This is a genomic window from Pseudomonas sp. RT4P38 (assembly GCF_054897765.1).
Genome location: NZ_CM142703.1, coordinates 3,303,211 through 3,328,639 on the forward strand (window position 1 = coordinate 3,303,211; position 25,429 = coordinate 3,328,639).

Below are 25,429 nucleotides of genomic sequence, written 5' to 3' on the forward strand. Positions count from 1 at the left end.
TGCTCCCTTGTTATTAGAAGAAGTCGCTTTGGATGAATCCGAAATCCATCAACTCTGCGTCTTGCACCGGGCTGAAGGTGTTGATGCGGTTCTTGGCGGTCAGTGGCAGGGGTGGGTCGAGCAACGCATTGGTTTTGTCGTAGCCCTGGCCGATGACGGCAAAGATGATGCCGTTCCAGCCTTTGACAAAGTCGTCGACTTTGTAACGTTTATGACCGAGTACCGGATCTCCGATATAGACCCAGCCCTTGTGGACTCTTTGCATGACCACAAAATGTTTGTAGCCACGGATATCCATGAGCACCACAACCGGAATTCTGATTTCGCTCAACGTTTCCGGCGCTACCCGGTAACCGCGGGCCCGCATGCCGATGCTTTCCACGTAGCGCTTCATGTCGAGCATGGAAAAGCCCTGGACTCGGACAAGATCTTGATCGGAGTGTGACAGCATGCCTTCGATGAGTTGTTCTTCATTCACGTCCAGCCAATAGGCTTGGCGCAATACGGTCGCCAGCGCAGCTGCGCCGCAACTGAAGTCGGTTTTCTGTTGCACCAGGTCGGAAAACTTGCGCTCACGCACGCTTTGGATCGGCTTGAACACCACCGCGCCACCCGGCAGGACGGAAAGCGGCAGTTGTGCAGCCTCAATCACACTGGCCACGCAAAGCAAAAATGCCAAGGCGATAATGCGCATAATGGAACGCCTTCTGGTTGTGTTGAAAAAAGGCCCCCATAAGGGGGCCTCCAGAGACAGCATTTAGAACGATTGGTTGGCAATGGACAGCGAGTTGCTTTGTTGGTTACCCACACCGGCAGCCACGTTGACGCCCAGGTTGCCACTGCCGCCATTCACCGAACCGCTCAGGGTTGCAGTGTTGGTCACAGGGTTAGCCCAGCCAGTTGGAGTCAGCACTTGATAGGAATAGGTGTTGCTCAAATCAAATGAACTGCTCTCACTGAAGCTTCCCGCTTTTGCGAACTCGGATTCGGACGATTTACTGGCCGATTTTTCGAACGAGGAGGCGTTCGATTTCTCGAACGACTTATCGAACGATTTTTCGAACGAGGATTCGCGCGATTTGTCGTACGAGGATTCGCGAGACTTGTCGAACGAGGAGTCGTAAGATCTGTCGAACGAGGATTCGCGCGATTTGTCGAACGATTTGTTTACCGCTACGTCAAGCGTTGCGTCAAGCGATGCGTTAAGCGATGCCTCGGAACTCCTGCTGCGGGTGCGATCGCCAAAGCCATTGTTGACGGTAGTGGAACTGGAAGCCGCCGTATCAATGTCCAAAGTAGCGCCCAGGGAAGCGTTCAAGGATGCACTCGAAGAACCGCTTGCACTACTGCTGTTGGAACCGCTTGCAGAACTGCTGTTAGAACCGCTCGCAGAACTGCTGTTGGAACCACTCGCATTGCTGGCGGAAGAACCGCTTACATCAATGCTTAGGGAACCGCTGCTATTAGAGCTCTTGGAACCGGCCGCGGCCCAGCTCGAAGAAGCGCTTTCACTGCCGCTGACCTCGAATGACTTATCTTTAGAGAAACTACCGCTGGCCGTGTTGGTAACCGTAATCGTATCCACACGGTACGTCCGATCGGCGTTGTTATTCACTGTCAGGCCAGGACCGTTTTGATTGGCAGAGGCGGTGGCTCTTGCGCTACCCAGCGGGGAGTTGGAGTTGGCAATTGCCATGGTGTTTTTCTGTTGGTTAAGGTCGCCGCCAGCAATGTTGATCCCCATATTGCCGTTGCTGCCATCGGCCGATCCGCTCATAACGGCAGAGTTTGTGGTGCCGTGGTTGTAGACCTTGTTGTTGTTGCTGTGTTGCTGGACTCTAGCGCTGGCGTTGGCAGTGCCGAACACGAAGCTGTTATCGAGACTGGAGTCGGAGCCAGCGTTTGCGATGGCGGCCGCGTTGTCTTGTTGGTTGCCCGCGCCTGCTGCCACGTTGATGCCGACGTTGCCGCTCGAACCTGAGCCAGAGCTGCTCATCTCGGCTGAGTTCTGAGTCCCTTCGTTGTAGATGCGGTTGCCGGTACTGTTCTGCCTATCGCTCGCATTGGCGGTCGCGTCGGTTTGGATCCATATTGGACGAGGGGTGTGGTTGCCACCACGTCTATCGTTCTGACCAGCTTGTGCAGCAACAGCCAAGACCGCAGCGATTGCAAAAACCAGAGGCTTTATTGCCATCGAAGGTTTCATGGTGATTCTCCGTACTTATTTTAGGTTAAGTGTTGTTCTTACCTGTTTGGGTCAATCCATGACCCGTACGCTCAGGGTGTTGGCAGTTCGGTTTCCCACCCCGGCGCTCTGATTCAACTGGATCACCCCACGGCTACCGGTGAAGGCCTGATCGCTGGTAGCGACCTGGCGATAGCCTGGTGCAGAGTCAGTTGGATCGGAGTTGGTGATCAGCGTCACGTTCTGTTGCCTGAGGACGCTGTCGTCGATACTTTGCGGCTGAGCACTGACGCTGATACGCAGTGCATTGGCTTGTTGGTTACTGGCGCCCGCGCTCTGGTTGACGCCCAGTACGCCGTTGCCGTGGCTGAAGGAGTCGCCTTGAATGCTGGAATGGGCATCGATCCTGGGGTCGACCCGCGTACGCAACCGTTGGCGAATCTGTGTGGTCGCGCTGGCTCCATGGCCAATGGCGATGGCCCGGGCGTTGGCCTGTTGCTGTTGATCGCCCGCAGCCTGGTTGACCGTGAGGTTGCCGTGGTACTGCATGCCCGAACTGTCGATTTCGGCGTTATTGATGACGGGAGGTTGGGCAAAGGTCGATGCACTGCAAAACATGGCGATAATCAGCAGCGTACGATTCATCTTAACGGTCTCCCGTTATGACTTTCAGAGCACCCAGGCCTTGCTGGATGTTTGAATTGACCATGTTGGCAATACCGTTACCCGAGTTTCCCGAACGTCCAGCGGGGAGGTTGGAAAGCTGGGTCTGGTTGGTGATATTGCCGCCCAGGTTGTTGGAACCTTGAGCGACCAGGCGGGAGATGCCTGCACCACTGGCGACGTTGGCAAAGTCACCGTCGCTCAGCTCGTTCGTTTGGCTGAGGATGTGTTTGGACGGGTTGGCATTGGCGGTCGTGGGGTTAGGGTCGGGCATCACCGGCGGACGCGTTGCCATGCGCGGTTGGACATCACGTTTGATAATGATAATGCCGTTATCAGCCTGTACAGGCAGGCAAACACTTGAGCCCAGTGCGCATCCGATCAGCAGAAGGCCATAGAAGCTTTTATCAAATTTCCCCACAGCGGCAATTCCTTCTGTAAGTGGAACGCTGGCCCTTATCAGCGTTACGAGGAAGAGAGCAGAAGGTGTGCCGGTTTTTATTTTTCTTTTAAAAACAGTTGATTGGCTTTAGATGTTGAGGTGGTTAGAAAAAGTTTGTAACGCCACTGAGACAGAGCCAAACAAAAGCGCCGTCCATGCTGGCGTCATTGCTCGCTAAGGGCGCTGAAGGCGGGTTGTATCAGTGGCTTAACATTTTCTTGACGCAGTGCTCGAGCCGCTTTAACTCGAGGGTTTGCGCAGGGATGGGTGTTTCAGGAACGGACATTTTCGGCAGGGCGGGGTACCCCTGTCAGGCCTTGAGCAGGCGCGTCACAGCCTCGAATGCCGCGTCCTTGCGCTGTTGCCAATCACCTTGCAGCACCTGGCAAGGCTGGTGGTGCAGGTCAAGCCATTGGCGGCTGGCCTGGAAAAACGCCTGGCGTTCTGCCAGTTGCGGTTGGCACCGCTGCCCGTCGTCATGCCAGGCCACGGTTTCAGGGCTCAGCAGCAAATGCAGGTCGTAGTGCCGTGCCAGCAATGCTTGCTCGATCCACGTCGGGCAATCGCCAAACAAAGTCTGGCTCCAGAGGATGTTGCTCAGCAAGTGAGTGTCGAGAATCAGCAAATGCGGCTGCCGGGCGCGTGCCTCGTCCTCCCATTTCAGCTGCCCTCGGGCGATTTCCGGAATGTCGGCCAGGCAGGTGTCTCGTGGATTTTGTTCGATGAACCAGCGCACATATTCGTCTACCAGGACCCCGCCGAAATGCTGCTGTAACTCGGCTGCCAGCCAACTCTTGCCGCTGGATTCGGGGCCTGTGAGTACCAGAACTTTCATGTGCGCAACGCCGGATCAGCCCGCCATTCCCGCCAGCCTTGCACGGCAATCAGGGTGAACAATGCGTAGAGCCCGGCGGTCAGGTACATCTCTTTGTAGATAAACAGCCCGACGAAAATCACATCCAGGGCGATCCACAGCGGCCAGCACTGCACGCGTTTTTGCGCCATCCACAATTGCGCCACCAGGCTGAAGCCCGTCAGCGCAGCATCGAGCCAAGGCTGCGCGGCGTCGGTCCAGTTCGCCATAGCAGCACCCAACAACAAACTGCCGACTGCTCCAATGACCAGGCCGAAAGCGACCGATTTACCCTCGAGCAGGCTGACTTGCCGACCCTGGTGCGCATCCCCCGCACGCGTCCACTGCCACCAGCCATAGAGCTGCAACGCGGCGTAGATCACCTGCAGCAGCATGTCCGAGTACAGCTTCACCTCAAAAAAGATCCAGCTGTAAAGCAGCACCATGACCAGGCCGATCGGCCAGCACCAGGGGTTCTGTTTGACGGTCAACCAAACGGCAATGACACCGAGGGCGGCGGCAAACAGTTCAAGCCCGGACATGGCGGTTCCTTTAGGGGAAATCGAAGAGGGGGGCGGATTGTAACGGCAGACGCTACCGAGTAGAACCAGCGTGCGCTGTCCCTTGTAGGCGGTTAAACCCGGAACTGCTTGAGCAGACCGTTCAACTGCTCACTCAATTCCTTCAGGTGAACGCTGGCCACGCTCGACTGTTCGGCCGCCAGCGCCGTGCTGTGGGACAAGCCGGCTGCCTGGGTGACGTTCTGGTTGATGTCCTCGACCACATGCGCCTGTTGCAAGGTCGCGCTGGCGATGGAGGCGTTCAACCCGTTGAGGTTGCGCAGCGCCTGGCCAATGGCATTCAGGCTTGCACCGGCCAGACCGGCCTGCTCGATGGTCAACTGCGATGCACGGCTGCTGTCGCCGATCACTTTGACCGCCGCTTCGGAATGACTTTGCAGGCGCTCGATCATCGACTGGATCTCGGCCGTGGACTTCTGGGTACGCTGGGCCAGGAGTCGCACTTCATCGGCCACCACCGCAAAACCGCGGCCTTGCTCGCCGGCCCGGGCGGCTTCGATGGCCGCATTGAGGGCCAGCAGGTTGGTTTGCTCGGCGATGGAGCGGATCACCTCGAGGACGCTGCCAATCTGCGTGCTTTCGGCGGCCAGGGTGCGAATCACTTCCACCGCCTGATCAATGGTGGACGACAATTTGTCGATCTGTTGCAGGCTGCCATCGATATTGATCTGGCCCTGCTGCGCCTGAGACTCGGCATCGCGCATTTCGCTGGCGGCGTGCTCGGCATTTTTCGCAACATCGTGCACGCCATACGTCACTTCATTGATGGCAGTGGCCACCAATTCCATTTGTTGCGACTGCTGCTGGCTACGTTGCTGGGCCTGGGCGGCGTCGTTGCCCAGTTCACTGGACGACTGGCCCAGGGCACTGGCGGACACTTGCAGTTCTTTGATCACCAGTCTCAGCTTGGCGGTGAAGGCGTTGAAGTGTCGTGCCAGTTGCGTGACTTCATCCTGGCCATGGGTGTCGAGGCTGCGGGTCAGGTCGCTCTCGCCGCTGGCGATGTTGGCCATGGCGTTCACGGTTTCCTGCAGTGGACGCAAGATGCTGCGGGCAATCAGGATCACCAGCAGCGCCATGATCAGGGCAATCACCAGCCCCACGAACGAGGCCTTCCAGACTTGGCTATAGAACTCGGCCTGCATGTCATCGATGTACACGCCCGAACCGATCACCCAGCCCCAGGGTTCGAACAGTTTGACGTAGGACGTTTTTTCTACCGGCGCACTGGCCCCCGGTTTAGGCCAGCGATAGTCGATGGTGCCGGCACCCTTGCTCTTGGCGACGGCGACCATTTCGTTAAACAGGGCAAAACCATCCGGGTCACGGATCGCCGAGAGGTTCTGGCCATCGAGTTTCGGGTTGGCCGGGTGCATGATCATCACCGGCGTCAGGTCATTGATCCAGAAGTAGTCATTCTGGTCATAGCGCAGACCGCGAACGGCTGTCAGTGCCTGCTTCTGCGCAGCATCGCGGGTGAGCGTGCCGGCGGTTTCGAGGTCGTGGTAATAGGTCAGAATGCCACTGGCAGTTTGCACCACATGCTGGGTTTTCTGAGCTTTGGCGTGGTACAGGTCATCGTGAATCTGCTTGAGCATCAAGACGCCCAACGTCATTAGCATCATCACGGCCACGATCAAGATGAGCCACAAACGTCGGCTGATCGACATACTGCGCAAGCTGTTCATAACGCTGTCACTCCGGTTTCTTTTTCTTGTTATAAATGATCGCCAGCATCCAACCACACTTTGCCTATCGGTCATATCCGACCCAAGTCCAATAACGCGGCAGCGCTAATCGGACTTGTCTGATAGGATTTCGGCCCCGCACGGAAAAACCTGAATCAAAGTTGATTTTTCACGGAATTTTTATGGTTCCGTCTGGATCCTGTGCGCGCGGGCCTTCAGCTAGGCTGATCGCAGTAAACGTTCTGAAAAAATATTAACGGGGCATGCCGTGGCGCATCGCTTCTTGGGGGATTGATGGATCTTTGGACTGCCTTTTCGGCATTGATTCTTGGGGTTGTAGAAGGGCTGACGGAATTTTTGCCGATCTCCAGTACCGGACACCAGATCATTGTGGCGGACTTGCTCAACTTCGGTGGCGAGCGGGCCATGGCCTTCAATATCATTATTCAGTTGGGGGCGATTCTGGCGGTGGTGTGGGAGTTTCGCCGCAAGATATTCGATGTGGTTATCGGTTTGCCGACGCAGCCGAGCGCTCGACGCTTTACCGCGAACCTGCTGATCGCCTTCCTGCCGGCCGTGGTATTGGGGGTGATTTTCGCTGATCTGATCCACGAGTATCTGTTCAACCCGATCACCGTGGCCACGGCGTTGGTCGTGGGCGGTATCGTCATGCTGTGGGCTGAGCAGCGTCAGCATGAAGTGCATGCCCACACCGTCGACGAAATCACCTGGAAAGACGCGCTGAAAGTTGGCTTTGCCCAGTGCCTGGCAATGATTCCCGGCACCTCGCGCTCCGGCTCGACGATCATTGGCGGTTTGCTGTTCGGCTTGTCGCGCAAGACCGCCACCGAGTTTTCTTTCTTCCTGGCGATGCCGACCATGGTCGGCGCGGCGGTGTACTCGGGCTACAAGTATCGCGACCTGTTCGTTCCGTCTGATTTTCCGGTGTTCGCGATCGGTTTCGTGACGGCGTTCATCTTCGCGATGATTGCCGTCAGAGCCTTGCTCGTGTTCATCGGCAGCCACAGCTATGCGGCGTTTGCCTGGTATCGCATCGCGTTCGGCCTGGTCATCCTGGCCACCTGGCAGTTCGGCTGGGTCGACTGGACCGCGGTCAAGCCATGAATGATGGCAGTTCGCGCAACAAGCCCGGACGCAAGCCCGGTGGAGAGATCCGCAAACCTCGGCTGAAACTGCTGGTGTTCGCGGTCCTGTGCGCGCTGCCGCTATTCGGCGCGATGTCGTTGTGGCTGCGCGGGGTTTCGGTGATTCCCCTGGCGGCGTACGGGATCGTCAGCGTCCTGGCGTTCTTTCTGTACTGGTGCGACAAGCGCAAGGCGCGGGCCGACAATTGGCGCACGCCGGAGAACGTGCTGCATGCGGTGGAACTCGCCGGCGGCTGGCCGGGCGCCTTGCTGGCACAGCAACTGTTTCGTCACAAGACGCGCAAGATCTCGTTTCAGCTGGTGTTCTGGATCATCGTGCTGATGCATCAGGTGTTCTGGATCGACCAGCTGTTTCTCGGCGCCCATCTGTTCGCGCTGCTCTAAACCAGCAGTCCGACCTGGGTACGCTTGGGCAACTTGCTCACCACCAGTTGATGGGAACGTTGCAACAAGCCTTGCAGCTCTTCGGTGCCCACAGGGTAGGGCGTTTCCATGATGATCCACTGAGCCCGCGCCAGATACGGCGCCGGGCGGATTCCCGGGCGGTCGCAGTGACCGAGAAACAAGTCCTTGTCGACCTTGAAGGCCAGGGAGTCGCCCCGCAGATTCTGCAAGGCGAACATCTTGTTCCCTGCAATCGAAAACACCCGTACGCCACCCCACTTGTAGTCTTCCCGCGCACCCGGCAACGCGAGACAGAATTGCGCGACATCCTCTTCGCTCATACGTCCAGCCTTCATATCAGTCGGTCCCCACAGGCATTGAATGATTCGATCAAATGGTCGAGCCAGGCGCGTACGGCCGGCATCACCCCGCGCCGATGAGGGTAGACCGCTTGCAGCCAGCCGCCAGGCAGCGACCAATCGGGCAGCAACTGCACCAGCGAGCCGTTTTCCAGTTCCTGCTCGCAATACATCATCGGCAGCATGGTAAAACCCTGGCCGGCGAGGGTGCAGGCCTTGCGCACGATAAAGTCATCGATGCCCAATCGCGCTTCGAGGCTCAACTCAAAGCTTTTGCCCTGTTGGTTGAGCATGCGTATATGCACCAGGCGGTCGGCTTCCAGGGCGCCGAGCACGGGCAGGTTTTTCAGGTCTTCGGGGTGGTTGATTTCACGTCCATGCAAAAACGCGGGGCTGGCGACCATTGCCATCTGCGCCTGGCGCAAGCGTCGGGTGACCAGCAGCGGATCCTCATCGCCCAACTCACGCACTCGCAGCGCCACATCGACGCCCTCGGTCACCAGGTCGACGCGGCGGTTGAGCAACATGACCTCCAGTTGAACCTGAGGAAACTTCTCAAGGAAATCGCTGATCACTGTCGGCAGAATTTCGTGTGCCAACCCGACGGGGCAGGACACCCGCAAACGCCCGCGAGGTTCACTGGACATGCTGGCGACGGCTTCGTCGGCCATCTCGGCCTCCAGCAGCATCGCCTGACAGTGCCGCAGGTAACGTTCACCCACGGCGGTCAACTTCAGTTGTCGGGTGGTGCGTTGCAGCAGGCGCGCGCCGAGACGCTCTTCCAGCTCGGCGATGCGCCGCGACAACCGCGACTTGGGAATTCCGAGCAAACGCCCGGCTGCCGCGAAGCCACCGGCTTCGACCACCTTGGCGAAGTAGTAGAGATCATTAAGGTCTTGCATAGTGTGAGCTCGATTGTTCTATCAGTGGGACGAACTATCGCATTGTTGCGGTCTAATCAGCTATTGGTTTCGCCTGTAGGATTCTCCCCATCAGATCGCCTCGTAGCGATCCTCACCTGGAGATCCCACATGAAACTGCTGCATATCGATTCGAGCATTCTTGGTGACAACTCGGCTTCCCGTCAGCTGAGTAGCGAAGTCGTTAAAGCCTGGCAAACCGCCGAGCCGACTGCCGTGGTGACTTACCGCGACCTGGCCGCCGATGCGATCAGCCATTTTTCCGCCACCACCCTGGTCGCCGCCGGCACCACCGCTGAACTGCGCAACGCCGCCCAGCAGCACGAAGCCGAGCTGAGCGCCTCGACGCTGGCCGAATTCCTCGCCGCCGATGCCGTGGTGATTGCAGCCCCGATGTACAACTTCACTATCCCGACTCAACTCAAGGCCTGGATCGACCGCATCGCCGTTGCCGGTCAGACCTTCCGTTACACCGAAGCCGGCCCTGAAGGCCTGTGCGGCGGCAAGAAAGTCGTGATCGTATCGACTTCCGGCGGTCTGCATGCGGGTCAGGCCACTGGCGTGGCTCACGAAGAGTACTTGAAAGTCCTGTTCGGCTTCATCGGTATCACGGACATCGAGTTCGTCCGTGCACATGGCCTTGCTTACGGTGACGATGTCCGCACCAAAGCCATGAGCGACGCTCACACGCAAATCAATGAGCAGTTGTTCGCTGCCGCGTAAGGGGTGTGTAAAGAAAATCAAACAGCTCGGGCAGTACCAAAAAAACTCTGTATTCTGATCACGCAAGTGCCAGATGCGGAGTTTTCTGTTTTTGGATGTTTCGGAATTTCATTAAGTAGTGGCCCGAGTTATGCAGTCGAGGGTTAACGTCCCCGGTCAGTAGCCAGGTGGAGCCTCCCATGGTGCGTCTTTGTGCAACGTTACTGATTTGCCTGCTCAGCAGCCTGAATTCAGTGCATGCCGCGCCTGCGCCGCATCCTCACTGGAGCGTCGGCTTCCATGAGATGAGTTTTCTTGACCCTCTGGACTTGCAGCCGATGCGCGCCATCGCCTTCTATCCCTCCAGCGACAAGGAGCACTCCAGCAAAATCGAGGGCTACACGGTCGAAGCGGGCGAAGACACCCGAGTCGCCATCGGCCGTTTCCCGATGCTGATGCTGTCCCACGGCAACACCGGAACCCCGCTGGCTTTAAACGATCTCGCCACGTCGCTGGCACGCAAAGGGTTTGTGGTGGTGGCGGTTATCCACCCCGGTGACAACTCCAAAGACCACAGCCGCCTCGGTACGTTGAGTAACCTTTACGGTCGGCCCATCCAGATTTCCGAAGCCATTACCGCGACGCTCGGCGACCGTATGCTCGCGCCCTTCGTCAATGCCGATCAGGTCGGCGTGATCGGCTATTCGGCAGGTGGGGAGACGGCGCTGATTCTGTCCGGCGCGACGCCAGATCTGGACCGTCTGCGCCGCTATTGTCGGGAGCGCCCGGACGACCGCGATGCCTGCAACACCCAAGGCGAATTGATTGTCGACCGTGATGACTTGCAACCGGTGGCTGACCCTCGGGTTCGCGCCTTGCTGCTGATGGCGCCGCTGAGCCTGAAGTTTGGCCGCCATACCCTCGCCGACGTGCATGTGCCGGTGCTGCTATACAGCGGCGACGGCGACAAACTGGTGGCGTTCGACAAGAATGCCGCCGCCCTGGCGCGCAAACTGCCGATCGCACCGGACTTCAAGTTGCTGGCCGGGGCAGGGCACTTCGTGTTCCTTGCGCCCTGCAATGAAGAACAACTTATCGCTATGCCGGCGCTGTGCACGGATGCCGATGGTGTCGACCGCAAAGACATCCATCGCAACATGATTTCCGAAGCTGGGCGTTTCTTCTCTCATGCGCTTGGCAAACCGACCCGGGCCGGAATGCAGACAGCCGATCAATGATTTTATGACCATCACTTAACCCCTGTGGGAGCGAGCTTGCTCGCTCCCACAGGGATTGCATGCGTCAGGTTACTGCGCGGCGTTTCAGTATCAAGGTAAGGCCCAGCCCGCTTACCGATAACAACGCCGCGCTGAAGAAAATCCACGTGTACCCCAGGTTCAACGCCACCGCGCCCATCAACGGCCCGGCAATCGCCAGCGCCAGATCGAAAAACACCGCGTAAGCACTCAATCCCGCCCCGCGACTGGAATTGGGCACTTGCTTGATTGCTTCGACCCCCAGTGCTGGATAGACCAGCGACAGACCGAACCCGGTCAGGCCTGCGCCGATCAGTGCATAACCGGTCGAAGGCGCGAGCCACAGCAGCACCAGGCCCACTGTTTCAATGCTCATACAGGCAATGGCCGAGGTGAATCCACCGAAACGGTTGATGCTGGAGATGAACAACAGCCGCGCCAGAATGAAACAGACACCGAACACCGTCAGGCAATAAGCCGCGCCGGCCCAGCCACGGCTGACGTAATACAGGGTAATAAAGGTGGTTAACGTGCCGTAACCGATGGAGGCGAGGCTCAGGCTCGCGCCGAACGGTGCAATACGCCCGAACACCGCCCAGAACGGCAGGCGCTCGCCACGGATCACCGGCACCGAAGACTTGTTGCGGATCAGCAACAACGCCGCCAACGCCAACACCGACAGCGCGATCCCAAGACTGGCGAACCCCAACTCACCGACCATCACCACGCCCAGCGGCGCACCAATGGCGATGGCGCCGTAGGAGGCGATGCCGTTCCAGGAGATCGATCGCGCGGTATGTTCAGCGCCCACCTGACCCATGCACCAACTGATGGTGCCGACCCCGATCAAGCCTTGGGCAATCCCCAGCAACAAGCGGCCAGCGATCAGGATCAGCAGGCTCAGCAATGGAAAGCTTTGCAGCAGCGTTGAAATCAACGTCAGCACGCCGCTCAACACAATCCCCGACAACCCGTAAACAATCGCTCGCTTGGTGCCGATGCTGTCCGACATGCGCCCGGCCATTGGGCGGCTGAGCAGGGTGGCCAAGTACTGCGAGCCGATGGTCAGCCCCGCGATGATTGCGCTGAAACCCAGCTGTTCGTGGACGTACCCCGGCAACACCGCAATCGGCAGGCCGATGCAGAGGAAGGCAATAAAGGTATAGAGGACGATGGAGACGATCTGCAGGGTGATCGCCATAGAGCTTGGTGGTGGCAGTTGCTGCGCAGACATGAGGGCTCGTTCGCGGGCGGCGGTGGGAGAACTGCATCATGGCGCGGGCATGAAATAAAAGAAAGCAGGCTAACTATATTCATCTGCCTTGAGGGCCTCATCGCGAGCAAGCTCGCTCCCACAGTGGACCGCGGTCAAATGTGGGAGCGAGCTTGCTCGCGATGGTTTACGCACCACAGAAATTCTTGAATATTGAAATGCAAAAAGCCCCGTCACCAGGACAGGGCTTTTCATTTATAGCGAACGCTTAGAACACAACGCCCTGGCTACGCAGGTAGTCGTCATACGTGCCGCTGAAGTCGATCACGCCACTAGGGCTCAACTCGATGATGCGGGTGGCCAACGACGATACGAACTCACGGTCGTGGCTGACGAAGATCAGCGTGCCCGGGTAGTTCTCCAGCGCCAGGTTCAACGCTTCGATGGATTCCATGTCCAAGTGGTTGGTCGGTTCGTCCATGATCAGCACGTTCGGCTTTTGCAGGATCAGCTTGCCGAACAGCATGCGACCTTGCTCACCACCGGAGATGACCTTGACCGACTTGAGAATCTCGTCGTTGGAGAACAGCATCCGGCCGAGGGTGCCGCGAACCAGTTGCTCGCCGCCCAGGGTCCATTGGCCCATCCAGTCGAACAGGTTGCAGTCGTCTTCGAAATCGTGCGCGTGGTCCTGGGCGTAGTAGCCCAGTTCCGCGGCGTCGGTCCACTTCACGGTGCCGGCATCCGGGGTCAGTTCGTTGACCAGGGTGCGCAGCAGGGTGGTTTTACCGATACCGTTCGGGCCGATGATCGCGACGCGCTCGCCAGCTTCAACCTGGAAGCTGAAGTCCTTGAACAGTGTCTTGCCGTCGAAGCCTTTGGCCATGCGCTCGACGATGACCGCCTGACGGTGCAGCTTCTTGGTTTGTTCGAAACGGATGAACGGGCTTACACGGCTCGAAGGCTTGACCTCGGCCAGCTGGATCTTGTCGATCGCCTTCGCGCGGGAAGTGGCCTGTTTGGCTTTCGAGGCGTTGGCCGAGAAGCGGCTGACGAACGATTGCAGTTCGGAGATCTGCGCTTTCTTCTTGGCGTTGTCCGACAGCAGTTGCTCGCGGGACTGGGTCGCCACGGTCATATACTCGTCGTAGTTGCCCGGGAACAGGCGCAGCTCGCCGTAATCCAGGTCAGCCATGTGGGTGCACACGCTGTTCAGGAAGTGGCGGTCGTGAGAGATGATGATCATCAGGCTGGAGCGCTGGGTCAGAATGTTTTCCAGCCAGCGGATGGTGTTGATGTCCAGGTGGTTGGTCGGTTCGTCGAGCAACAGCACTTCAGGATCGGAGAACAGCGCCTGCGCCAGCAATACACGCAGTTTCCAGCCTGGGGACACTTCGCTCATCGGGCCGAAGTGCTGCTCGATGCCGATACCCAGGCCCAGCAACAGTTCGCCAGCACGGGATTCGGCGGTGTAGCCGTCCATTTCAGCGAACTCGGTTTCCAGTTCTGCCACGGCCATGCCGTCTTCTTCGGTCATTTCCGGCAGCGAGTAGATGCGGTCGCGCTCGGCCTTGACCTTCCACAGCTCTTCGTGACCCATGATCACGGTATCGATCACGGTGAATTCTTCGTAAGCGAACTGGTCCTGGCGCAATTTACCCAGACGCACGTTCGGCTCGAGCATGACCTGGCCGCCGGATGGCTCGAGGTCGTCGCCGAGGATTTTCATGAAGGTCGACTTGCCGCAACCGTTGGCGCCGATCAGACCGTAGCGGTTGCCCGCGCCGAATTTGACCGAAACGTTTTCGAATAGCGGCTTGGCGCCGAACTGCATCGTGATGTTAGCTGTAGAGATCAAAGGTTTTTCCTGCGAAGCATTCAGAGTAGCTAGGGTTGCGGCAGTACCGATTCAGTACCCGTTTCCGGTATTCGAACCACAGGAATTGCATCCCGGTCAGAAGCGGAAGGTCCATCTGGCAATAAGTGGACAGCAGCATATGGAGCGCTTGGCCCGAGTCGACGTGCGCTGAGACGGGGTTCATTCCCGTCATCAACCAAGGGGGGCGCGTAATGTTTGGCGGCGATTGTACTGGTCTGGCTCTTTAAACGATAGGGTGTTAAGGCCGCACGGCCGCTTTGGCAGCATCAGCGGACAGATTTTCACCGTTGAAGGTTAACTATTTGTTACAAACTGTGGCTAAAATGCCAAGACCCTTGGGCCGATGGATCGGCAAGGACGCAGATTGTTCACTTCTGACGTGTGACGATTACTGTGAAACTGATCATCGCCGCTATTTACGTTGTATCCATTACGTACGTTCACTTGCGCGGACGCGTGCGCCACAAGCTGGGCCGCCAACTGAGCGACCACTCGACGTTTCTGGCGCCGATCAACTGCTTCCTTTATCTGTTCTCGAAAATCCCCAGCAAGCCTTATCTCAACCCGGCCGATTTCCCTGATCTGAGTCCGTTGCAGGACCATTGGGAAGAAATTCGCGCCGAGGGCCAGAGCCTGCTCAAGGCTGGAGAGATCAAGCGCTCGAATCAATACGACGACGTCGGCTTCAACTCGTTCTTCAAGACTGGCTGGAAACGTTTCTACCTGAAGTGGTACGGCGACAGTCATCCTTCGGCCATGAAACTCTGCCCGCGTACCACCGAACTGGTGCAAAGCATCGGCTCCATCAAGGCCGCGATGTTTGCTGAGTTGCCACCGGGTTCGAAACTGGTCCGTCACCGCGATCCTTATGCCGGCTCCTATCGTTATCACCTTGGCCTGGAAACACCGAACGATGCCGGTTGCTACATCAACGTCGATGGTGAGAACTACCACTGGCGCGACGGTGAAGCGGTCATGTTCGACGAGACTTTCATTCATTACGCCGAAAACACCACCCAGCAGAACCGCATCATTCTGTTCTGTGACGTTGAGCGTCCGATGAAGTATCGCTGGGCGACGGCGTTCAATGGCTGGTTCAGCCGTAACGTGATGTCGGCGGCGGGCGCGCCGAACGATGTCGGTGACAAGACCGGCGGTATCAACCGATTGTTCACCAAAATTTATAAAATTCGCCTGCGGGGCAAAGCGCTCAAGAAGAGTAACCGCAAGCTCTATTACCTCGAAAAGTGGGCGATTTTTGGTGGCTTGCTGGCGATTTTCGTTCTGATCTAAATGTAGTATCGCGGCGGAAGACGCCATCGTCGGAGCGCCGCCCGGAGCAAGCTCGCTCCCACATTGGATTTGTGTACAACTCAGATCCAGTGTGGGAGCGAGCTTGCTCGCGATGGGGCCATAACATTCACCGCAAAATCATCAATCATCCACGAGAAGTCTTCGTGGCTTTTTTGTGTGCGGCTGGTTTGGCTTTACCGGCACTTTTGCCGCCGAGACTGCGTTTGAGCAGTTCGGTCAAATCAATAACATCCGCGGTTTTACGCTCCTCTTCACCCGTCGCCGTTTCCACATCCTCGATCTTGCCTTCATTAGCCTTCTTCTCAACCAGCGCCATGATCTTGTCTTCAAAGCTGTCGCGATAATCCTCGGGCTTCCAGTCGGCGCTCATGTCTTCAACCAGTCGTTTGGCCATGTCCAGTTCACCCTTGGCCAGTTCGGGCTTGGTGACTTCACTGCCCAACTCGAGCGTATCCAGACTTCGCACTTCGGCAGGCCAGCGCAGCATCACCAGCACCATCGCCGATTCCAGTGGCATCAGCGCCGCCAGATGCTGACGGGTATGCAAGACAACGTGGGCGAGGGCGACCTTGTTGGTTTTGCTTAACGTTTCGCGCAACAGCGCATACACCTTGCCGCCGCGTTTATCCGGTGCGAGGTAGTAGGGCGTATCGATGTTTTGCAGTGGGATCTGTTCGCTGTCGACAAAGGAAAAGATGTCGATGGTCTGAGTGGACAGTGGGTGCGCCGACTTGATTTCCTCTTCGCTGAGGACCACATACCGACCCTTTTCGTACTGCACACCTTTAACGATGTGTTCCTTGGTGACTTCCTTGCCGGTGACCTTGTTGACGCGCTTGTAGCCCACCGGGTCCATGCTGCGGCTGTCGAGCCAGTCGAAATCCACCCCTTGAGAAGACGTCGCCGAGACCAGCGCGACAGGAATATGCACCAGACCGAAACTGATTGCGCCTTTCCAGATTGCCCGTGCCATTGTCGTCTTCTCGCGAGTGATGTTCAGGTGACCGGTGGCGCTGTGCAAAAGTTTCAGCGGGTTTCGGCCCGGTCAGGCGGGCGGATCGGCGGTGGGGTCAACTCGTGTTACATCTTGTGAAGGAGGTTTTAGTTAACAAATCCGAACCTCGGGCGTAGCGTGCTATCGAAGACCCTATCCACGCCGATGTCGAGAGGCTTCCCATGAACAGATTTGTGCTCGGCTGCACCGCGTTGGCGCTGAGTGGCGTGCTGAGCAATCTGGCCGACGCCGACAGCGCAGCGTCAGCTTCTTCATTGCTGTTGGCCCAGAGCCCGACGGGCAACACCAGCAATCCTTACAACAGCCCGATTCGCCGGGCTAATCCCAACAGCATGCAAGGCACGCAACCCAGCGTGCCGGCCATCCGTGGGCCGAACACAGTGCCCGTGCCGCGCCCACCGACGCTTGACAACGGTGGTGTTGGCAACCGCTATCCCCAAGACCGGCCGCCTCCCGCCACCCCACCGAAATTCATCCCCAATCCACCTCATCGAGATGCGGACACCAGCAACCGTTGAACGGCAGGGCAGCGTTTTTTCAAGCCATTCGAACGACAAAAGGAATCGTGCATGTTGCGTAAGACTCTTCTGGCCACACTGTGTGCCGGCGCACTGATCACCGCCACGACACCCGTTTTCGCGGCGCCGACCCAGAATTTGAAAAGCGAACAGGGCACCCTTGAGGTGACGCAGATTACCAAAGGGCTCGAACATCCCTGGGCCTTGGCGTTTCTGCCCGATCGGCAAGGGATGCTGGTGACCGAACGACCCGGCAACCTGCGGGTGGTCAGCGCCGACGGTAAACTTTCCGCTCCGCTCAGTGGCGTACCAAAGGTCTGGGCCAAGGGGCAGGGCGGATTGCTGGATGTGGTGTTGTCGCCTGACTTCAAGCAAGACCGCACGGTCTATCTGTCTTATGCCGAAGGTGGCGGTGAGGGCGACAAGGCCGGGACGGCGGTCGGACGCGGACGTCTGTCTGACGACCTGACGGCTATCAAGGATTTCAAAGTGATTTTTCGCCAGGAGCCCAAGCTTTCGGTCGGCAACCACTTTGGTTCGCGCCTGGTGTTCGACCGCGACGGCTATCTGTTCATCACCCTTGGCGAGAACAACGACCGGCCGACTGCTCAGGACCTCGACAAGCTGCAAGGCAAGATCGTGCGGATCTATCCGGACGGCAAAGTGCCGAATGACAACCCCTTTGTCGGTCAGACCGACGTACGTCCGGAAATCTGGTCCTATGGCCAGCGCAATCCGCAAGGCGCGGCGCTCAATCCGTGGACCGGCACCCTCTGGGAAAACGAGCACGGTCCCCAGGGTGGCGACGAAATCAACATCATCGAGCGAGGCAAGAACTATGGCTGGCCGATGGCAACCCATGGCATCAACTATTCCGGCCGGCCGATTCCGGAAGCCAACGGCAAGTCCGCCGAAGGCACCGTCGCACCACACCATGTCTGGGAAAAATCCCCTGGCCTCAGCGGCATGGCGTTCTACGATGCTGATCGCTTCAAGGCCTGGCAGCACAACGTGTTTATCGGCGCGCTGGTGAGTCAGGAGTTGATCCGCTTGCAGTTTGACGGCGACAAAGTGGTGCACGAAGAGCGTTTGCTCGGCGAACTCAACAAGCGCATTCGCGATGTGCGGCAGGGGCCGGACGGGTATGTGTATGTGTTGACCGATGAAGACGACGGGGCGCTGTACAAAGTCGGATTGAAGTAACCAGTCCGACGCTTGCCCGACGTCACGTTCGGGCATACAGAATCACCGCAGCCCGAAGCTTGCCCCGGCCGAAGCTGCACATCTTGTCGAACTCCCCATGACTGACCGGCAAATGCTGGCAGTCCATGGGCTGACAATGCTGGCTGTGGTCGACATCCGGGTCGTGGAGGTACACGAACTCTTCATCGCAATCGGTGACGATCACCCAATGCGGTGACTTCGAGCGGGTGAGTCGATAACAGCTGATCAGCACCAACGGCTGGCCGCCAGCTTCCAGCAACCGGCGCAGATCCAGTGGCCCTCCAATCACCCGTTCGACGTCAGTGGCTTGCAACTGCTGCGTAAACTCCTCGTGCACCAGACGCATTACGTCTTTTTTATGCTCATCGCGCACGCCATCGAGAAACAATGGCCCGGCCATACTCAGTTGCAGGCCCACCCGAAACCCCCGTCGTGATGCCGCCAATGCAAGGCCTTGAGGGCTGCAGCCACCGTGGCCGGCGGTCATGAACACGGTAGTCGCCTCGCGCCAGATCTGCAGTTCTTCGCGGCGCTCCAGCACTCGATCCTGTTGCAGTGCACCCATGGCCATCAGCAGGCAGGCCGGGCCACAGGTGAAATCGGTGGTCTGCGGGTAATAAGGCACCTTGATATTGCGTGAGTCGCGGTGCTGAAGGATGCGCTTTTCCAGCCGCAGCGCATCGGCATGGTCCTGGTAATAGTCGTGAATCAGTGCAAAGCGTCGGTAACCATTGCGCTCATACAGGGCAATCGCCGCTGGATTGTCGATGCGTACCTCTAACCGCAAGTAGGCGCAATCATACTCAAGCGCACAGGCTTCGATGCGGTCAAGCAACTGCTTGCCCAGTCCGCTGCCGCGCGCCTCGGTCGCGATTGCAATTGAATAAAGCCGAGCCAGCGAAGTCCCCCGGTGAAACAGCACCACGGCGTAACCGACCACGTGCTCGCCACGCTGGGCCACTAGAAGTTGCCCGTGGGCCCGGGTGATCATCCATTGAAAACTGCGACTGTTAAGCCGATCCGTGGTGAAACATTGTTGTTCAAGTTCCAGCAATGCGGGCAAGTCTTCAACGACCGCCAGGCGAAAAACCAGATTCATATGACCACCGTAAAAGTTGCGTAACGAAACGGGACTTTCGGAAAACTTCGTGCTTAATAGGAAAGGTCTTGTTCTCCAACGGATCAATCACTATGTCAGCGGTACAAGGTCATTGGCGCGAAGTATCCGAGCAAACTTTGCCGGCAGCAACGTATTTAAATGATGGAGTTAGAACTTCCAGCCAGTTGATTATCATCGTCGAACGCAAGGAAGACTGGGCCTCCTACTTCCCCAGTGAAGACATCGTCAGCGCCCAGGAGTACCTCGAAAAAACCCGTGCGAACGAGCAGGGCAAGCGGGTCCAGGTGATCAACCTGTGCCGCAGCTACAAGTACCTGGGGCACGGTTATTACTGTTCGCTGTTGGCCGAAGCCCGTGGACACAAGGTGATTCCGTCGGTGCGGACCATCAGCGAACTGACTCGAAAATCCTTGTACGGCCTGGCCCTGGATGATCTGGATAGAACCCTGGAAAAAGCCCTCAGTCATCATCTTTACAGTGATACCGAAGGCTTTACCCTGACACTGTACTTTGGCAAGACTAATATCGAGCCGTTACAGGATCTGGCGCGACAGTTGTTCGAAATCTTTCCGTGTCCGATATTGTTAGTTGAGTTTCGTCGAACGAATGGTTGGCACATCGAAGGCATAAAGTCCGGTGCCTTACATAAGTTGCGCGAAGATCAGGAAGACCAGTTCGCCCACTCACTCGACAGTTTCAGCCGCAAGATCTGGCGCGTGCCGCGTTCCCGGCGTTTGGCCCGTTATGACCTGGCAATCCTCCACGATCCCCAGGAAGCGTTGCCGCCGTCGAATGCCAAGGCGCTGGACAACTTCGTCAGGGTTGGCAAGACGCTGGGCATCGACGTCGAGCTGATTGAGCGCAAGGACTACGCGCGTATCGCCGAATACGACGGGCTGCTGATCCGCGAGACGACAAGCGTCGACAACCATACCTACCGCTTTGCCAAGAAAGCCGAGAGCGAAGGGCTGGTGGTGATGGACGACCCGGCGTCAATTCTGCGTTGCACCAACAAGGTGTATCTGACCGATCTGCTCAAGAGCCATCAACTGGGCATGCCCGCCACCGAGATTCTCTACAAAGAGCGACCGGAAGACTTTGAGCGGGTGGGCGAGCGCCTCGGTTTCCCGTTGGTATTGAAGATTCCCGACGGCTGTTTCTCTCGGGGGGTGATCAAGGTCGAAAGCCAGCAAGCCTTGCTCGAAGCCACGGCCGAACTGTTTGAACATTCCGTGCTGTTGCTGGCCCAGGAGTTCTTCTACACCGAATACGACTGGCGCATCGGCGTACTCAACCGAAAACCGATCTTTGCCTGCCAGTACTTCATGTCCAAGGGCCATTGGCAGATCTACAACCACAAGGCCAAGGGCCAGGACATCAACGGCGAATGCCGCACCCTGGCCGTTCACGAAGCCCCGCGGGCGGTGGTGGAACTGGCGGTGAAGACTGCGAACCTGATCGGCGATGGCCTCTACGGTGTCGACCTCAAGCAGTCCGGCGACAAAGTGGTGGTGATCGAGGTCAACGACAACCCGAACATGGACGCCGGCATCGAAGACGCTTACTTGCAGGATGATCTGTATTCACTGGTGCTGGAAGAGTTCGTTCGTCGCCTGGAGCTCAAGCGCCGCGGCCAGGCTTGGTGAGCGGCGGATGATCAAGAGCTTTCAACTGATTCACGGCGCCCTGAAAGCGGTCGAACGGCTGGACGCTGAAGTGATGCTGTTCAACAACCCCGATGCGGCCGAGCGGGACTTGCTGCACAGCCATTTCAAAGTCGATGAACATGCCCTTGCCTCGGCCCTGGACCCCGACGAGGTGTCACGCATCGAGTTTCACCCCGACAACCTGTTCCTGATCTGGAAACGCCCGGAAAATTATTCCGGCGCCGGCAGCCTGGCCTTCGAAGTGTCGTCCTGCGGTTTGCTGTTTTCCGAGCATCGTTTGCTGGTGATCGCCACCGACGACTCGCCGCTCAGTGGCCTCGGCATGCGCCAGCCGCTGAACACGCCGCTGGATGTGTTGCTCGACCTGCTGTTTAACAACATCCATCACTATTTGGGCCACCTGAAGGTGATCAAGCTGGTTGCCCGGGAATTGCAGCAGAAGTTCAACGCGTCGATGCAGAACCAGCAACTTTTCCAGATGTTCAACCTCAGCGAAAGCCTGATCTATTACATCAACGCGATTCACAGCAACGGCGCAGTCCTGACCCGGTTGCGCAATCACGCCGCAAAGGAACATTTCAGCGCCGAAGCCATTGGGCTGATCGACGACCTGATCATCGAAAACAACCAGTGCTACAAACAGGCGGAAATTTACTCCACGGTGTTCTCTGGCCTCATCGACGCCCGGGGCAACCTGATGAACAACAGCATGAACAATTTGCTGCGCAAACTGACGTTGATCAATGTGGTGTTTCTGCCGCTGAACCTGATTGCAAGTGTTGGCGGCATGTCCGAGTTCAGCATGATGACGGCGGGCGTGCCGTGGTGGGTTTCATATCCGCTGTTTCTGACCGCGATGATGATTGGAGCAGGAGTAATGGTGCTCGGGCTCAGGCGACTGGCAAAGTGACGGCCTTTCTCCGATCCTGCAAGCCACGGACGACGAGGTACAACAACGGCCCAACGGACACAAAAATCGCCGTGATCAGCAAGTAGGGCATCACCGACAACGCCGACTGTCCACGCTTGCGCGCATCCTTGTACATCCACACGCCGGCTAATGTCGCCAGCAGGTACAAATCAATCACCACCTGCGCAGTATCAGGTCGCGACATCAGGCTGATGCCGAAATCGATCAACGACTGTTCGGCCTGGAGCATCACCGAAACGGTGTAACCCGCGAAGGCAATAAGGGCAATGAGAGGCAGGGTGACAGTCTTCATGGTTTCCTTCCTTGGGACGATGAGCAGAATCGTCAGCCTACAGCGGCCGAGGAAAATTGGCCATTGACTTGCCATCAGCGCCCGGCTAATTTCCAGCCATGACTTCCACCGTATTGCGCTGCCAGCCAAGCATTATTACCGCCATTCCTTATTTGGCGGGCTAGCTCACGACTGCAGCACCCAACCCGCCCTAGAGGCGGGTTTTTACTTTCTGTCTCTTGGGCTCCGATTAAAGTCAGGAGTCAACCATGAGCAGCATCCCCGCCCAGCAGGCCTTGCTTGAGCAATACGTGAAAAAGATCCTTGCCGCGCCAGTGTATGAACTGGCGGTGCGTACGCCGCTGCAAATGGCACCGGCGCTGTCCGAGGCCCTCGGCAATCAGATACTGCTCAAGCGCGAAGACTTGCAGCCGACCTTTTCCTTCAAGATCCGCGGTGCCTACAACAAACTGGTGCAACTGAGCGATGAGCAAAAGGCTCGCGGCGTGATCACGGCTTCGGCAGGCAATCATGCCCAGGGCGTGGCGCTGGCGGCGCGTGAATTGGGGATCGCCGCAACGATTGTGATGCCATGCACGACGCCGGAGTTGAAGGTGCTCGGTGTGCGCAGTCGGGGCGCCGACGCGGTGCTGTATGGCGAGAGTTTTCCGTGTGCGCTGGAACATGCACTGAGCCTGGCGCGGCAAACCGGTCGCACCTTTGTCTCGCCCTTCGACGACCCGGACGTGATCGCCGGGCAGGGCACCGTCGCCATGGAAATCCTGCGTCAGCATCAAGGTCCGCTGGACGCGATCTTCGTCCCGGTGGGAGGTGGTGGCCTGATCGCTGGCATTGCGGCGTACGTCAAATACCTGCGACCTGAAGTCCGCATCATCGGCGTCGAGTCAGAACATTCCGCCTGTCTGTACGCTGCATTGCAGGCCGGTGAGCGAGTGGTCCTGCCCAGTGTAGGAACCTTCGCCGATGGCGTGGCAGTGGCGCAGATCGGTGCCTATGGCTACGAAGTCTGCCAGTTCTGCGTCGATGAAGTGATTACCGTGAGCAACGACGAACTCTGTGCCGCCATCAAGAACATCTACGACGATACCCGCTCGATCACCGAACCTTCCGGTGCATTGGCCGTGGCCGGAATCAAGAAATACGTGGCGCAAACCGGTATCCGAGGCCAGACCCTGGTCGCCATCGACTCGGGGGCCAACATCAATTTTGATAGTTTGCGGCATGTCGCCGAACGCGCCGCATTGAGCGGCGCCCCGGTGTAAGGGGTGTCAGGCCAGCAGCGGGCGCAGGAAGGTCCGCTCGTAACTGACGATAAACTTCTTCTCGACCAGCGAAGCCACGAGCGCGGCGCTTTCGGCGTCAGTCATCGCGATATGCCGGTAGCTTTCGTAGTCCGCCAGCGAAGGAAAACTGAACAGGCAGTAGGCGATATTGCTCGCGCCCTCCGAAGGCAGGAAGTATCCGTGGTGCGTACCGCCCAAACGCTCGACGATGCCCAGCCAGGCTTTGGCGTAGGCTTCGAACTCACTGAGTTGATACGGGTCGATCACATATTTGACGTGGCAGGTAATCAACATGGCGCTCCTGTAACGGTTATTCCTGGATGGCTTTCTCGACCTTGCTCGACGCCGACCAGATCCGGTAACGGACTTCGACGTCTTTGGGCACGTAAAGCACGATTGGCAGTTTGCTGTTGTAGCGGAGCATGAACCCGTCACCGACCACCGGCACGAAGTCCTTTTTGCTCATGCCATCCGGGCAGGCCATTTGCGTACTCATTGGGCCGATAACTTTTTCCAGTCGGTAGAACGGATAACCCCAGCCTTCGAGGTTTTTCTCCTCGAGAATACCGCCCAGCCGTTGGCGATTGCAGTCGACGGCCAGGGTTTTGCCGGCGAGGATCTCGACCTGGAAGCTGTCTTCCTGAGTCTGTGGGCCAAGGTGAATGACTTGGCGGGTAAAACCGCTCTCAGCCTTGGGAAACGGCGCAACCTCTTCAAGTTTCGCGGCGTGAGCGATGGTCGACAGCCCGGCAACAATCAGCCCAACGGTAGTGATTAAGCTCAAAGAACCCATGATGCCTCCTTGCGTGTGTGTGGGGTCGGCGGATACTGAATGTCTGGCCGCATTCTTACTGCCGTCAGCTGCGAATGCAAACATCAAGGATGTGTGCAAATTGCAGGGGCACAACCGGCCTTGCTTGCAGATTGCATGAGGTCATTTAGCGGTGGTTTCGCTAAATCTTTGATTTACCGATGAGCTGCAGGGCGAAATCCTGGGCATGTTTTATGCTGTAGCTGGTCTTGAGCTGACCGGGGATTTCATTGAGTCAGTATCGGTAGTTAATTGCTCACATTAAGGAGAGGGTCGTTATGTTTCTTTCTGCCTTGGAACTTCGCAATATCATTGAAAGCAGTTTTCTGCCGAAACGTTGTCAGTGCACGCTGTCGCCGGACCTGTCTATGACCGTTAAGGTGTATTCCGATCGTGAAACCGATCACCTCGATCTAATTAAGACCGGAATAAATGCTCAACAGCTAAATGGTTGTCGAGAAATCAACGACCTGATTGCTGGACTGCGTTCTGACATGGAGCATCAGGCGGGTGCCCAGACTCTGCATCCCGACAGGAAAGCGCTTTAACCCACGGTTTCGAGTCCCACCGACACGCGCTTGGTCTGGAGAAAAGCCAGACCCAGCGCCAGTTCGACCACCACCGCAAGCAATATGCCCGGACCGGCATGGCCATTGAGCCATTCGCCGAAGCCTAGTGCTGCCAACCCCCAACAGCCGACCATGAAGCCATTGCTCAACGCATGGCGGGTAATCGAAGGCGGCTCGTTTCGAACCAGATAAAACATCATGCCCAACACCGCGAACAGCATGGCGCTGCGCCGCGCGACAACGCCCACCGCCAACGAGTATTCGATGCTCCAGATTGACAGCAACCCGTCTGGCATCAAACCCCAGACCAGGGTCAGCAAAAAACACAGAAGGGCAGTGAAGGTCGACAAGGTACGAAACGATAACTGCATGGCTAATCCTTGCGGCAGTGGGG

The 25,429-nt window shown here is 57.6% G+C and carries 27 protein-coding genes and 1 pseudogene; 11 read left to right on the plus strand and 17 right to left on the minus strand.

Annotation, left to right across the window (positions count from 1 at the left end):
• Positions 1–13: 13 nt before the first annotated feature.
• From ACYZT7_RS15335 to ACYZT7_RS15365, 7 genes are all read right to left on the minus strand, one after another.
• Positions 14–694, minus strand: coding sequence for a C39 family peptidase (locus ACYZT7_RS15335; protein ID WP_462041687.1), 681 nt, complete (start codon positions 692–694; stop codon positions 14–16).
• Positions 695–757: 63 nt separating this feature from the next.
• A complete protein-coding gene (locus tag ACYZT7_RS15340; protein WP_462041688.1) occupies positions 758–2,206 on the minus strand; it encodes a heme utilization protein in 1,449 nt (482 codons plus the stop codon).
• A 51-nt stretch (positions 2,207–2,257) separates the two neighbouring features.
• Positions 2,258–2,830, minus strand: coding sequence for an adhesin (locus ACYZT7_RS15345; RefSeq protein ID WP_462041689.1), 573 nt, complete (start codon positions 2,828–2,830; stop codon positions 2,258–2,260).
• A 1-nt stretch (position 2,831) separates the two neighbouring features.
• The gene (locus ACYZT7_RS15350) at positions 2,832–3,269 is read right to left on the minus strand and encodes a hypothetical protein (protein WP_462041690.1); all 438 of its coding nucleotides are present in this window, start codon (positions 3,267–3,269) and stop codon (positions 2,832–2,834) included.
• A 331-nt stretch (positions 3,270–3,600) separates the two neighbouring features.
• A complete protein-coding gene (locus tag ACYZT7_RS15355) occupies positions 3,601–4,125 on the minus strand; it encodes an AAA family ATPase (RefSeq protein WP_462041691.1) in 525 nt (174 codons plus the stop codon).
• Positions 4,122–4,685, minus strand: coding sequence for a nicotinamide riboside transporter PnuC (pnuC, locus tag ACYZT7_RS15360; RefSeq protein ID WP_462041692.1), 564 nt, complete (start codon positions 4,683–4,685; stop codon positions 4,122–4,124). Before pnuC ends, ACYZT7_RS15355 begins: the two co-directional genes overlap by 4 nt.
• Before the next feature lie 92 nt (positions 4,686–4,777).
• Positions 4,778–6,412 (minus strand): methyl-accepting chemotaxis protein, encoded by a 1,635-nt coding sequence (locus ACYZT7_RS15365; RefSeq protein WP_462041693.1) that lies wholly within the window; start codon positions 6,410–6,412, stop codon positions 4,778–4,780.
• 294 nt (positions 6,413–6,706) lie between these two features.
• Between ACYZT7_RS15365 and ACYZT7_RS15370 the strand changes: the two genes are divergently transcribed.
• Positions 6,707–7,537 carry an undecaprenyl-diphosphate phosphatase gene (locus ACYZT7_RS15370; protein WP_462041694.1) on the plus strand — a complete coding sequence of 277 codons (831 nt, stop codon included), beginning with the start codon at positions 6,707–6,709 and terminating at the stop codon, positions 7,535–7,537.
• The gene (locus ACYZT7_RS15375) at positions 7,534–7,962 is read left to right on the plus strand and encodes a DUF1294 domain-containing protein (protein ID WP_462041695.1); all 429 of its coding nucleotides are present in this window, start codon (positions 7,534–7,536) and stop codon (positions 7,960–7,962) included. Before ACYZT7_RS15370 ends, ACYZT7_RS15375 begins: the two co-directional genes overlap by 4 nt.
• On the opposite strand, the gene ACYZT7_RS15380 is transcribed toward ACYZT7_RS15375, so the two are convergent.
• Together ACYZT7_RS15380 and ACYZT7_RS15385 are read right to left on the minus strand one after the other, a co-directional pair.
• On the minus strand, positions 7,959–8,318 hold the full coding sequence (locus tag ACYZT7_RS15380; RefSeq protein ID WP_462041696.1) for an MmcQ/YjbR family DNA-binding protein: 360 nt from the start codon (positions 8,316–8,318) through the stop codon (positions 7,959–7,961). The genes ACYZT7_RS15375 and ACYZT7_RS15380 overlap by 4 nt on opposite strands.
• The gene (locus tag ACYZT7_RS15385; protein WP_462041697.1) at positions 8,315–9,223 is read right to left on the minus strand and encodes a LysR substrate-binding domain-containing protein; all 909 of its coding nucleotides are present in this window, start codon (positions 9,221–9,223) and stop codon (positions 8,315–8,317) included. The genes ACYZT7_RS15380 and ACYZT7_RS15385 overlap by 4 nt, the downstream gene beginning before the upstream one ends.
• 129 nt (positions 9,224–9,352) lie before the next feature.
• On the opposite strand from ACYZT7_RS15385, the gene ACYZT7_RS15390 reads away from it, so the two are divergent.
• Together ACYZT7_RS15390 and ACYZT7_RS15395 are read left to right on the plus strand one after the other, a co-directional pair.
• Entirely contained in the window at positions 9,353–9,964 is a 612-nt protein-coding gene (locus tag ACYZT7_RS15390) for an FMN-dependent NADH-azoreductase (protein WP_462041698.1), read from the plus strand.
• A 179-nt stretch (positions 9,965–10,143) separates the two neighbouring features.
• Entirely contained in the window at positions 10,144–11,181 is a 1,038-nt protein-coding gene (locus ACYZT7_RS15395; protein ID WP_462041699.1) for an alpha/beta hydrolase family protein, read from the plus strand.
• A 64-nt stretch (positions 11,182–11,245) separates the two neighbouring features.
• On the opposite strand, the gene ACYZT7_RS15400 is transcribed toward ACYZT7_RS15395, so the two are convergent.
• Both ACYZT7_RS15400 and ACYZT7_RS15405 read right to left on the minus strand, forming a co-directional pair.
• Positions 11,246–12,433, minus strand: coding sequence for an MFS transporter (locus ACYZT7_RS15400; protein WP_462041700.1), 1,188 nt, complete (start codon positions 12,431–12,433; stop codon positions 11,246–11,248).
• A gap of 247 nt (positions 12,434–12,680) precedes the next feature.
• Positions 12,681–14,270: an ABC-F family ATPase gene (locus tag ACYZT7_RS15405; RefSeq protein ID WP_462041701.1), complete on the minus strand. Its 1,590-nt coding sequence runs from the start codon at positions 14,268–14,270 to the stop codon at positions 12,681–12,683.
• A 414-nt stretch (positions 14,271–14,684) separates the two neighbouring features.
• On the opposite strand from ACYZT7_RS15405, the gene lpxO reads away from it, so the two are divergent.
• Entirely contained in the window at positions 14,685–15,584 is a 900-nt protein-coding gene (lpxO, locus tag ACYZT7_RS15410) for a lipid A hydroxylase LpxO (RefSeq protein WP_462041702.1), read from the plus strand.
• A gap of 145 nt (positions 15,585–15,729) precedes the next feature.
• Here lpxO and ku read toward each other — a convergent pair whose 3' ends face one another.
• Entirely contained in the window at positions 15,730–16,578 is an 849-nt protein-coding gene (gene ku / locus ACYZT7_RS15415) for a non-homologous end joining protein Ku (RefSeq protein ID WP_462041703.1), read from the minus strand.
• Positions 16,579–16,781: 203 nt separating this feature from the next.
• On the opposite strand from ku, the gene ACYZT7_RS15420 reads away from it, so the two are divergent.
• The gene (locus ACYZT7_RS15420) at positions 16,782–17,138 is read left to right on the plus strand and encodes a hypothetical protein (protein WP_462041704.1); all 357 of its coding nucleotides are present in this window, start codon (positions 16,782–16,784) and stop codon (positions 17,136–17,138) included.
• A 51-nt stretch (positions 17,139–17,189) separates the two neighbouring features.
• Positions 17,190–18,341 (plus strand): PQQ-dependent sugar dehydrogenase, encoded by a 1,152-nt coding sequence (locus ACYZT7_RS15425; RefSeq protein ID WP_462041705.1) that lies wholly within the window; start codon positions 17,190–17,192, stop codon positions 18,339–18,341.
• A 22-nt stretch (positions 18,342–18,363) separates the two neighbouring features.
• Here ACYZT7_RS15425 and rimI read toward each other — a convergent pair whose 3' ends face one another.
• Entirely contained in the window at positions 18,364–19,461 is a 1,098-nt protein-coding gene (gene rimI, locus ACYZT7_RS15430) for a ribosomal protein S18-alanine N-acetyltransferase (RefSeq protein ID WP_462041706.1), read from the minus strand.
• A gap of 92 nt (positions 19,462–19,553) precedes the next feature.
• Here rimI and ACYZT7_RS15435 point away from each other — a divergent pair, with 92 nt between their 5' ends.
• Both ACYZT7_RS15435 and ACYZT7_RS15440 read left to right on the plus strand, forming a co-directional pair.
• Positions 19,554–21,128 (plus strand): RimK family protein, encoded by a 1,575-nt coding sequence (locus tag ACYZT7_RS15435; protein WP_462041707.1) that lies wholly within the window; start codon positions 19,554–19,556, stop codon positions 21,126–21,128.
• A 7-nt stretch (positions 21,129–21,135) separates the two neighbouring features.
• A complete protein-coding gene (locus ACYZT7_RS15440) occupies positions 21,136–22,059 on the plus strand; it encodes a magnesium transporter CorA family protein (protein ID WP_462041708.1) in 924 nt (307 codons plus the stop codon).
• On the opposite strand, the gene ACYZT7_RS15445 is transcribed toward ACYZT7_RS15440, so the two are convergent.
• Positions 22,040–22,372, minus strand: a complete 333-nt coding sequence (locus ACYZT7_RS15445) for a DUF2834 domain-containing protein (RefSeq protein ID WP_462041709.1) — start codon at positions 22,370–22,372, stop codon at positions 22,040–22,042. The two genes, ACYZT7_RS15440 and ACYZT7_RS15445, sit on opposite strands and share 20 nt — an antisense overlap.
• A gap of 248 nt (positions 22,373–22,620) precedes the next feature.
• Between ACYZT7_RS15445 and ilvA the strand changes: the two are divergent.
• Positions 22,621–23,616 (plus strand): annotated as a pseudogene (ilvA, locus tag ACYZT7_RS15450) (threonine ammonia-lyase, biosynthetic); the annotation flags it as partial.
• 24 nt (positions 23,617–23,640) lie between these two features.
• On the opposite strand, the gene ACYZT7_RS15455 reads toward ilvA, so the two are convergent.
• Entirely contained in the window at positions 23,641–23,946 is a 306-nt protein-coding gene (locus ACYZT7_RS15455; RefSeq protein WP_074876451.1) for an NIPSNAP family protein, read from the minus strand.
• A 19-nt stretch (positions 23,947–23,965) separates the two neighbouring features.
• Positions 23,966–24,448 (minus strand): serine protease inhibitor ecotin, encoded by a 483-nt coding sequence (gene eco / locus ACYZT7_RS15460; protein WP_462041710.1) that lies wholly within the window; start codon positions 24,446–24,448, stop codon positions 23,966–23,968.
• Between the two features lie 296 nt (positions 24,449–24,744).
• On the opposite strand from eco, the gene ACYZT7_RS15465 reads away from it, so the two are divergent.
• Positions 24,745–25,014 carry a DUF1652 domain-containing protein gene (locus tag ACYZT7_RS15465; RefSeq protein WP_462041711.1) on the plus strand — a complete coding sequence of 90 codons (270 nt, stop codon included), beginning with the start codon at positions 24,745–24,747 and terminating at the stop codon, positions 25,012–25,014.
• Here the strand turns inward: ACYZT7_RS15465 and ACYZT7_RS15470 are convergent.
• Positions 25,011–25,406, minus strand: coding sequence for a hypothetical protein (locus ACYZT7_RS15470; RefSeq protein WP_462041712.1), 396 nt, complete (start codon positions 25,404–25,406; stop codon positions 25,011–25,013). The two genes, ACYZT7_RS15465 and ACYZT7_RS15470, sit on opposite strands and share 4 nt — an antisense overlap.
• Positions 25,407–25,429 lie beyond the last annotated feature (23 nt).

What these genes read in the sequence shown, in the direction of transcription:
- ACYZT7_RS15335 (WP_462041687.1), bottom strand. Translation starts at nt 694, where the DNA reads ATGCGCATTATCGCCTTGGCATTTTTGCTTTGCGTGGCCAGTGTGATT.
- ACYZT7_RS15340 (WP_462041688.1), bottom strand. Translation starts at nt 2,206, where the DNA reads ATGAAACCTTCGATGGCAATAAAGCCTCTGGTTTTTGCAATCGCTGCG.
- ACYZT7_RS15345 (WP_462041689.1), bottom strand. Translation starts at nt 2,830, where the DNA reads ATGAATCGTACGCTGCTGATTATCGCCATGTTTTGCAGTGCATCGACC.
- ACYZT7_RS15355 (WP_462041691.1), bottom strand. Translation starts at nt 4,125, where the DNA reads ATGAAAGTTCTGGTACTCACAGGCCCCGAATCCAGCGGCAAGAGTTGG.
- pnuC (WP_462041692.1), bottom strand. Translation starts at nt 4,685, where the DNA reads ATGTCCGGGCTTGAACTGTTTGCCGCCGCCCTCGGTGTCATTGCCGTT.
- ACYZT7_RS15365 (WP_462041693.1), bottom strand. Translation starts at nt 6,412, where the DNA reads ATGAACAGCTTGCGCAGTATGTCGATCAGCCGACGTTTGTGGCTCATC.
- ACYZT7_RS15370 (WP_462041694.1), top strand. Translation starts at nt 6,707, where the DNA reads ATGGATCTTTGGACTGCCTTTTCGGCATTGATTCTTGGGGTTGTAGAA.
- ACYZT7_RS15375 (WP_462041695.1), top strand. Translation starts at nt 7,534, where the DNA reads ATGAATGATGGCAGTTCGCGCAACAAGCCCGGACGCAAGCCCGGTGGA.
- ACYZT7_RS15380 (WP_462041696.1), bottom strand. Translation starts at nt 8,318, where the DNA reads ATGAAGGCTGGACGTATGAGCGAAGAGGATGTCGCGCAATTCTGTCTC.
- ACYZT7_RS15385 (WP_462041697.1), bottom strand. Translation starts at nt 9,223, where the DNA reads ATGCAAGACCTTAATGATCTCTACTACTTCGCCAAGGTGGTCGAAGCC.
- ACYZT7_RS15390 (WP_462041698.1), top strand. Translation starts at nt 9,353, where the DNA reads ATGAAACTGCTGCATATCGATTCGAGCATTCTTGGTGACAACTCGGCT.
- ACYZT7_RS15395 (WP_462041699.1), top strand. Translation starts at nt 10,144, where the DNA reads ATGGTGCGTCTTTGTGCAACGTTACTGATTTGCCTGCTCAGCAGCCTG.
- ACYZT7_RS15400 (WP_462041700.1), bottom strand. Translation starts at nt 12,433, where the DNA reads ATGTCTGCGCAGCAACTGCCACCACCAAGCTCTATGGCGATCACCCTG.
- ku (WP_462041703.1), bottom strand. Translation starts at nt 16,578, where the DNA reads ATGGCACGGGCAATCTGGAAAGGCGCAATCAGTTTCGGTCTGGTGCAT.
- ACYZT7_RS15420 (WP_462041704.1), top strand. Translation starts at nt 16,782, where the DNA reads ATGAACAGATTTGTGCTCGGCTGCACCGCGTTGGCGCTGAGTGGCGTG.
- ACYZT7_RS15425 (WP_462041705.1), top strand. Translation starts at nt 17,190, where the DNA reads ATGTTGCGTAAGACTCTTCTGGCCACACTGTGTGCCGGCGCACTGATC.
- rimI (WP_462041706.1), bottom strand. Translation starts at nt 19,461, where the DNA reads ATGAATCTGGTTTTTCGCCTGGCGGTCGTTGAAGACTTGCCCGCATTG.
- ACYZT7_RS15435 (WP_462041707.1), top strand. Translation starts at nt 19,554, where the DNA reads ATGTCAGCGGTACAAGGTCATTGGCGCGAAGTATCCGAGCAAACTTTG.
- ACYZT7_RS15440 (WP_462041708.1), top strand. Translation starts at nt 21,136, where the DNA reads ATGATCAAGAGCTTTCAACTGATTCACGGCGCCCTGAAAGCGGTCGAA.
- ACYZT7_RS15445 (WP_462041709.1), bottom strand. Translation starts at nt 22,372, where the DNA reads ATGAAGACTGTCACCCTGCCTCTCATTGCCCTTATTGCCTTCGCGGGT.
- eco (WP_462041710.1), bottom strand. Translation starts at nt 24,448, where the DNA reads ATGGGTTCTTTGAGCTTAATCACTACCGTTGGGCTGATTGTTGCCGGG.
- ACYZT7_RS15465 (WP_462041711.1), top strand. Translation starts at nt 24,745, where the DNA reads ATGTTTCTTTCTGCCTTGGAACTTCGCAATATCATTGAAAGCAGTTTT.
- ACYZT7_RS15470 (WP_462041712.1), bottom strand. Translation starts at nt 25,406, where the DNA reads ATGCAGTTATCGTTTCGTACCTTGTCGACCTTCACTGCCCTTCTGTGT.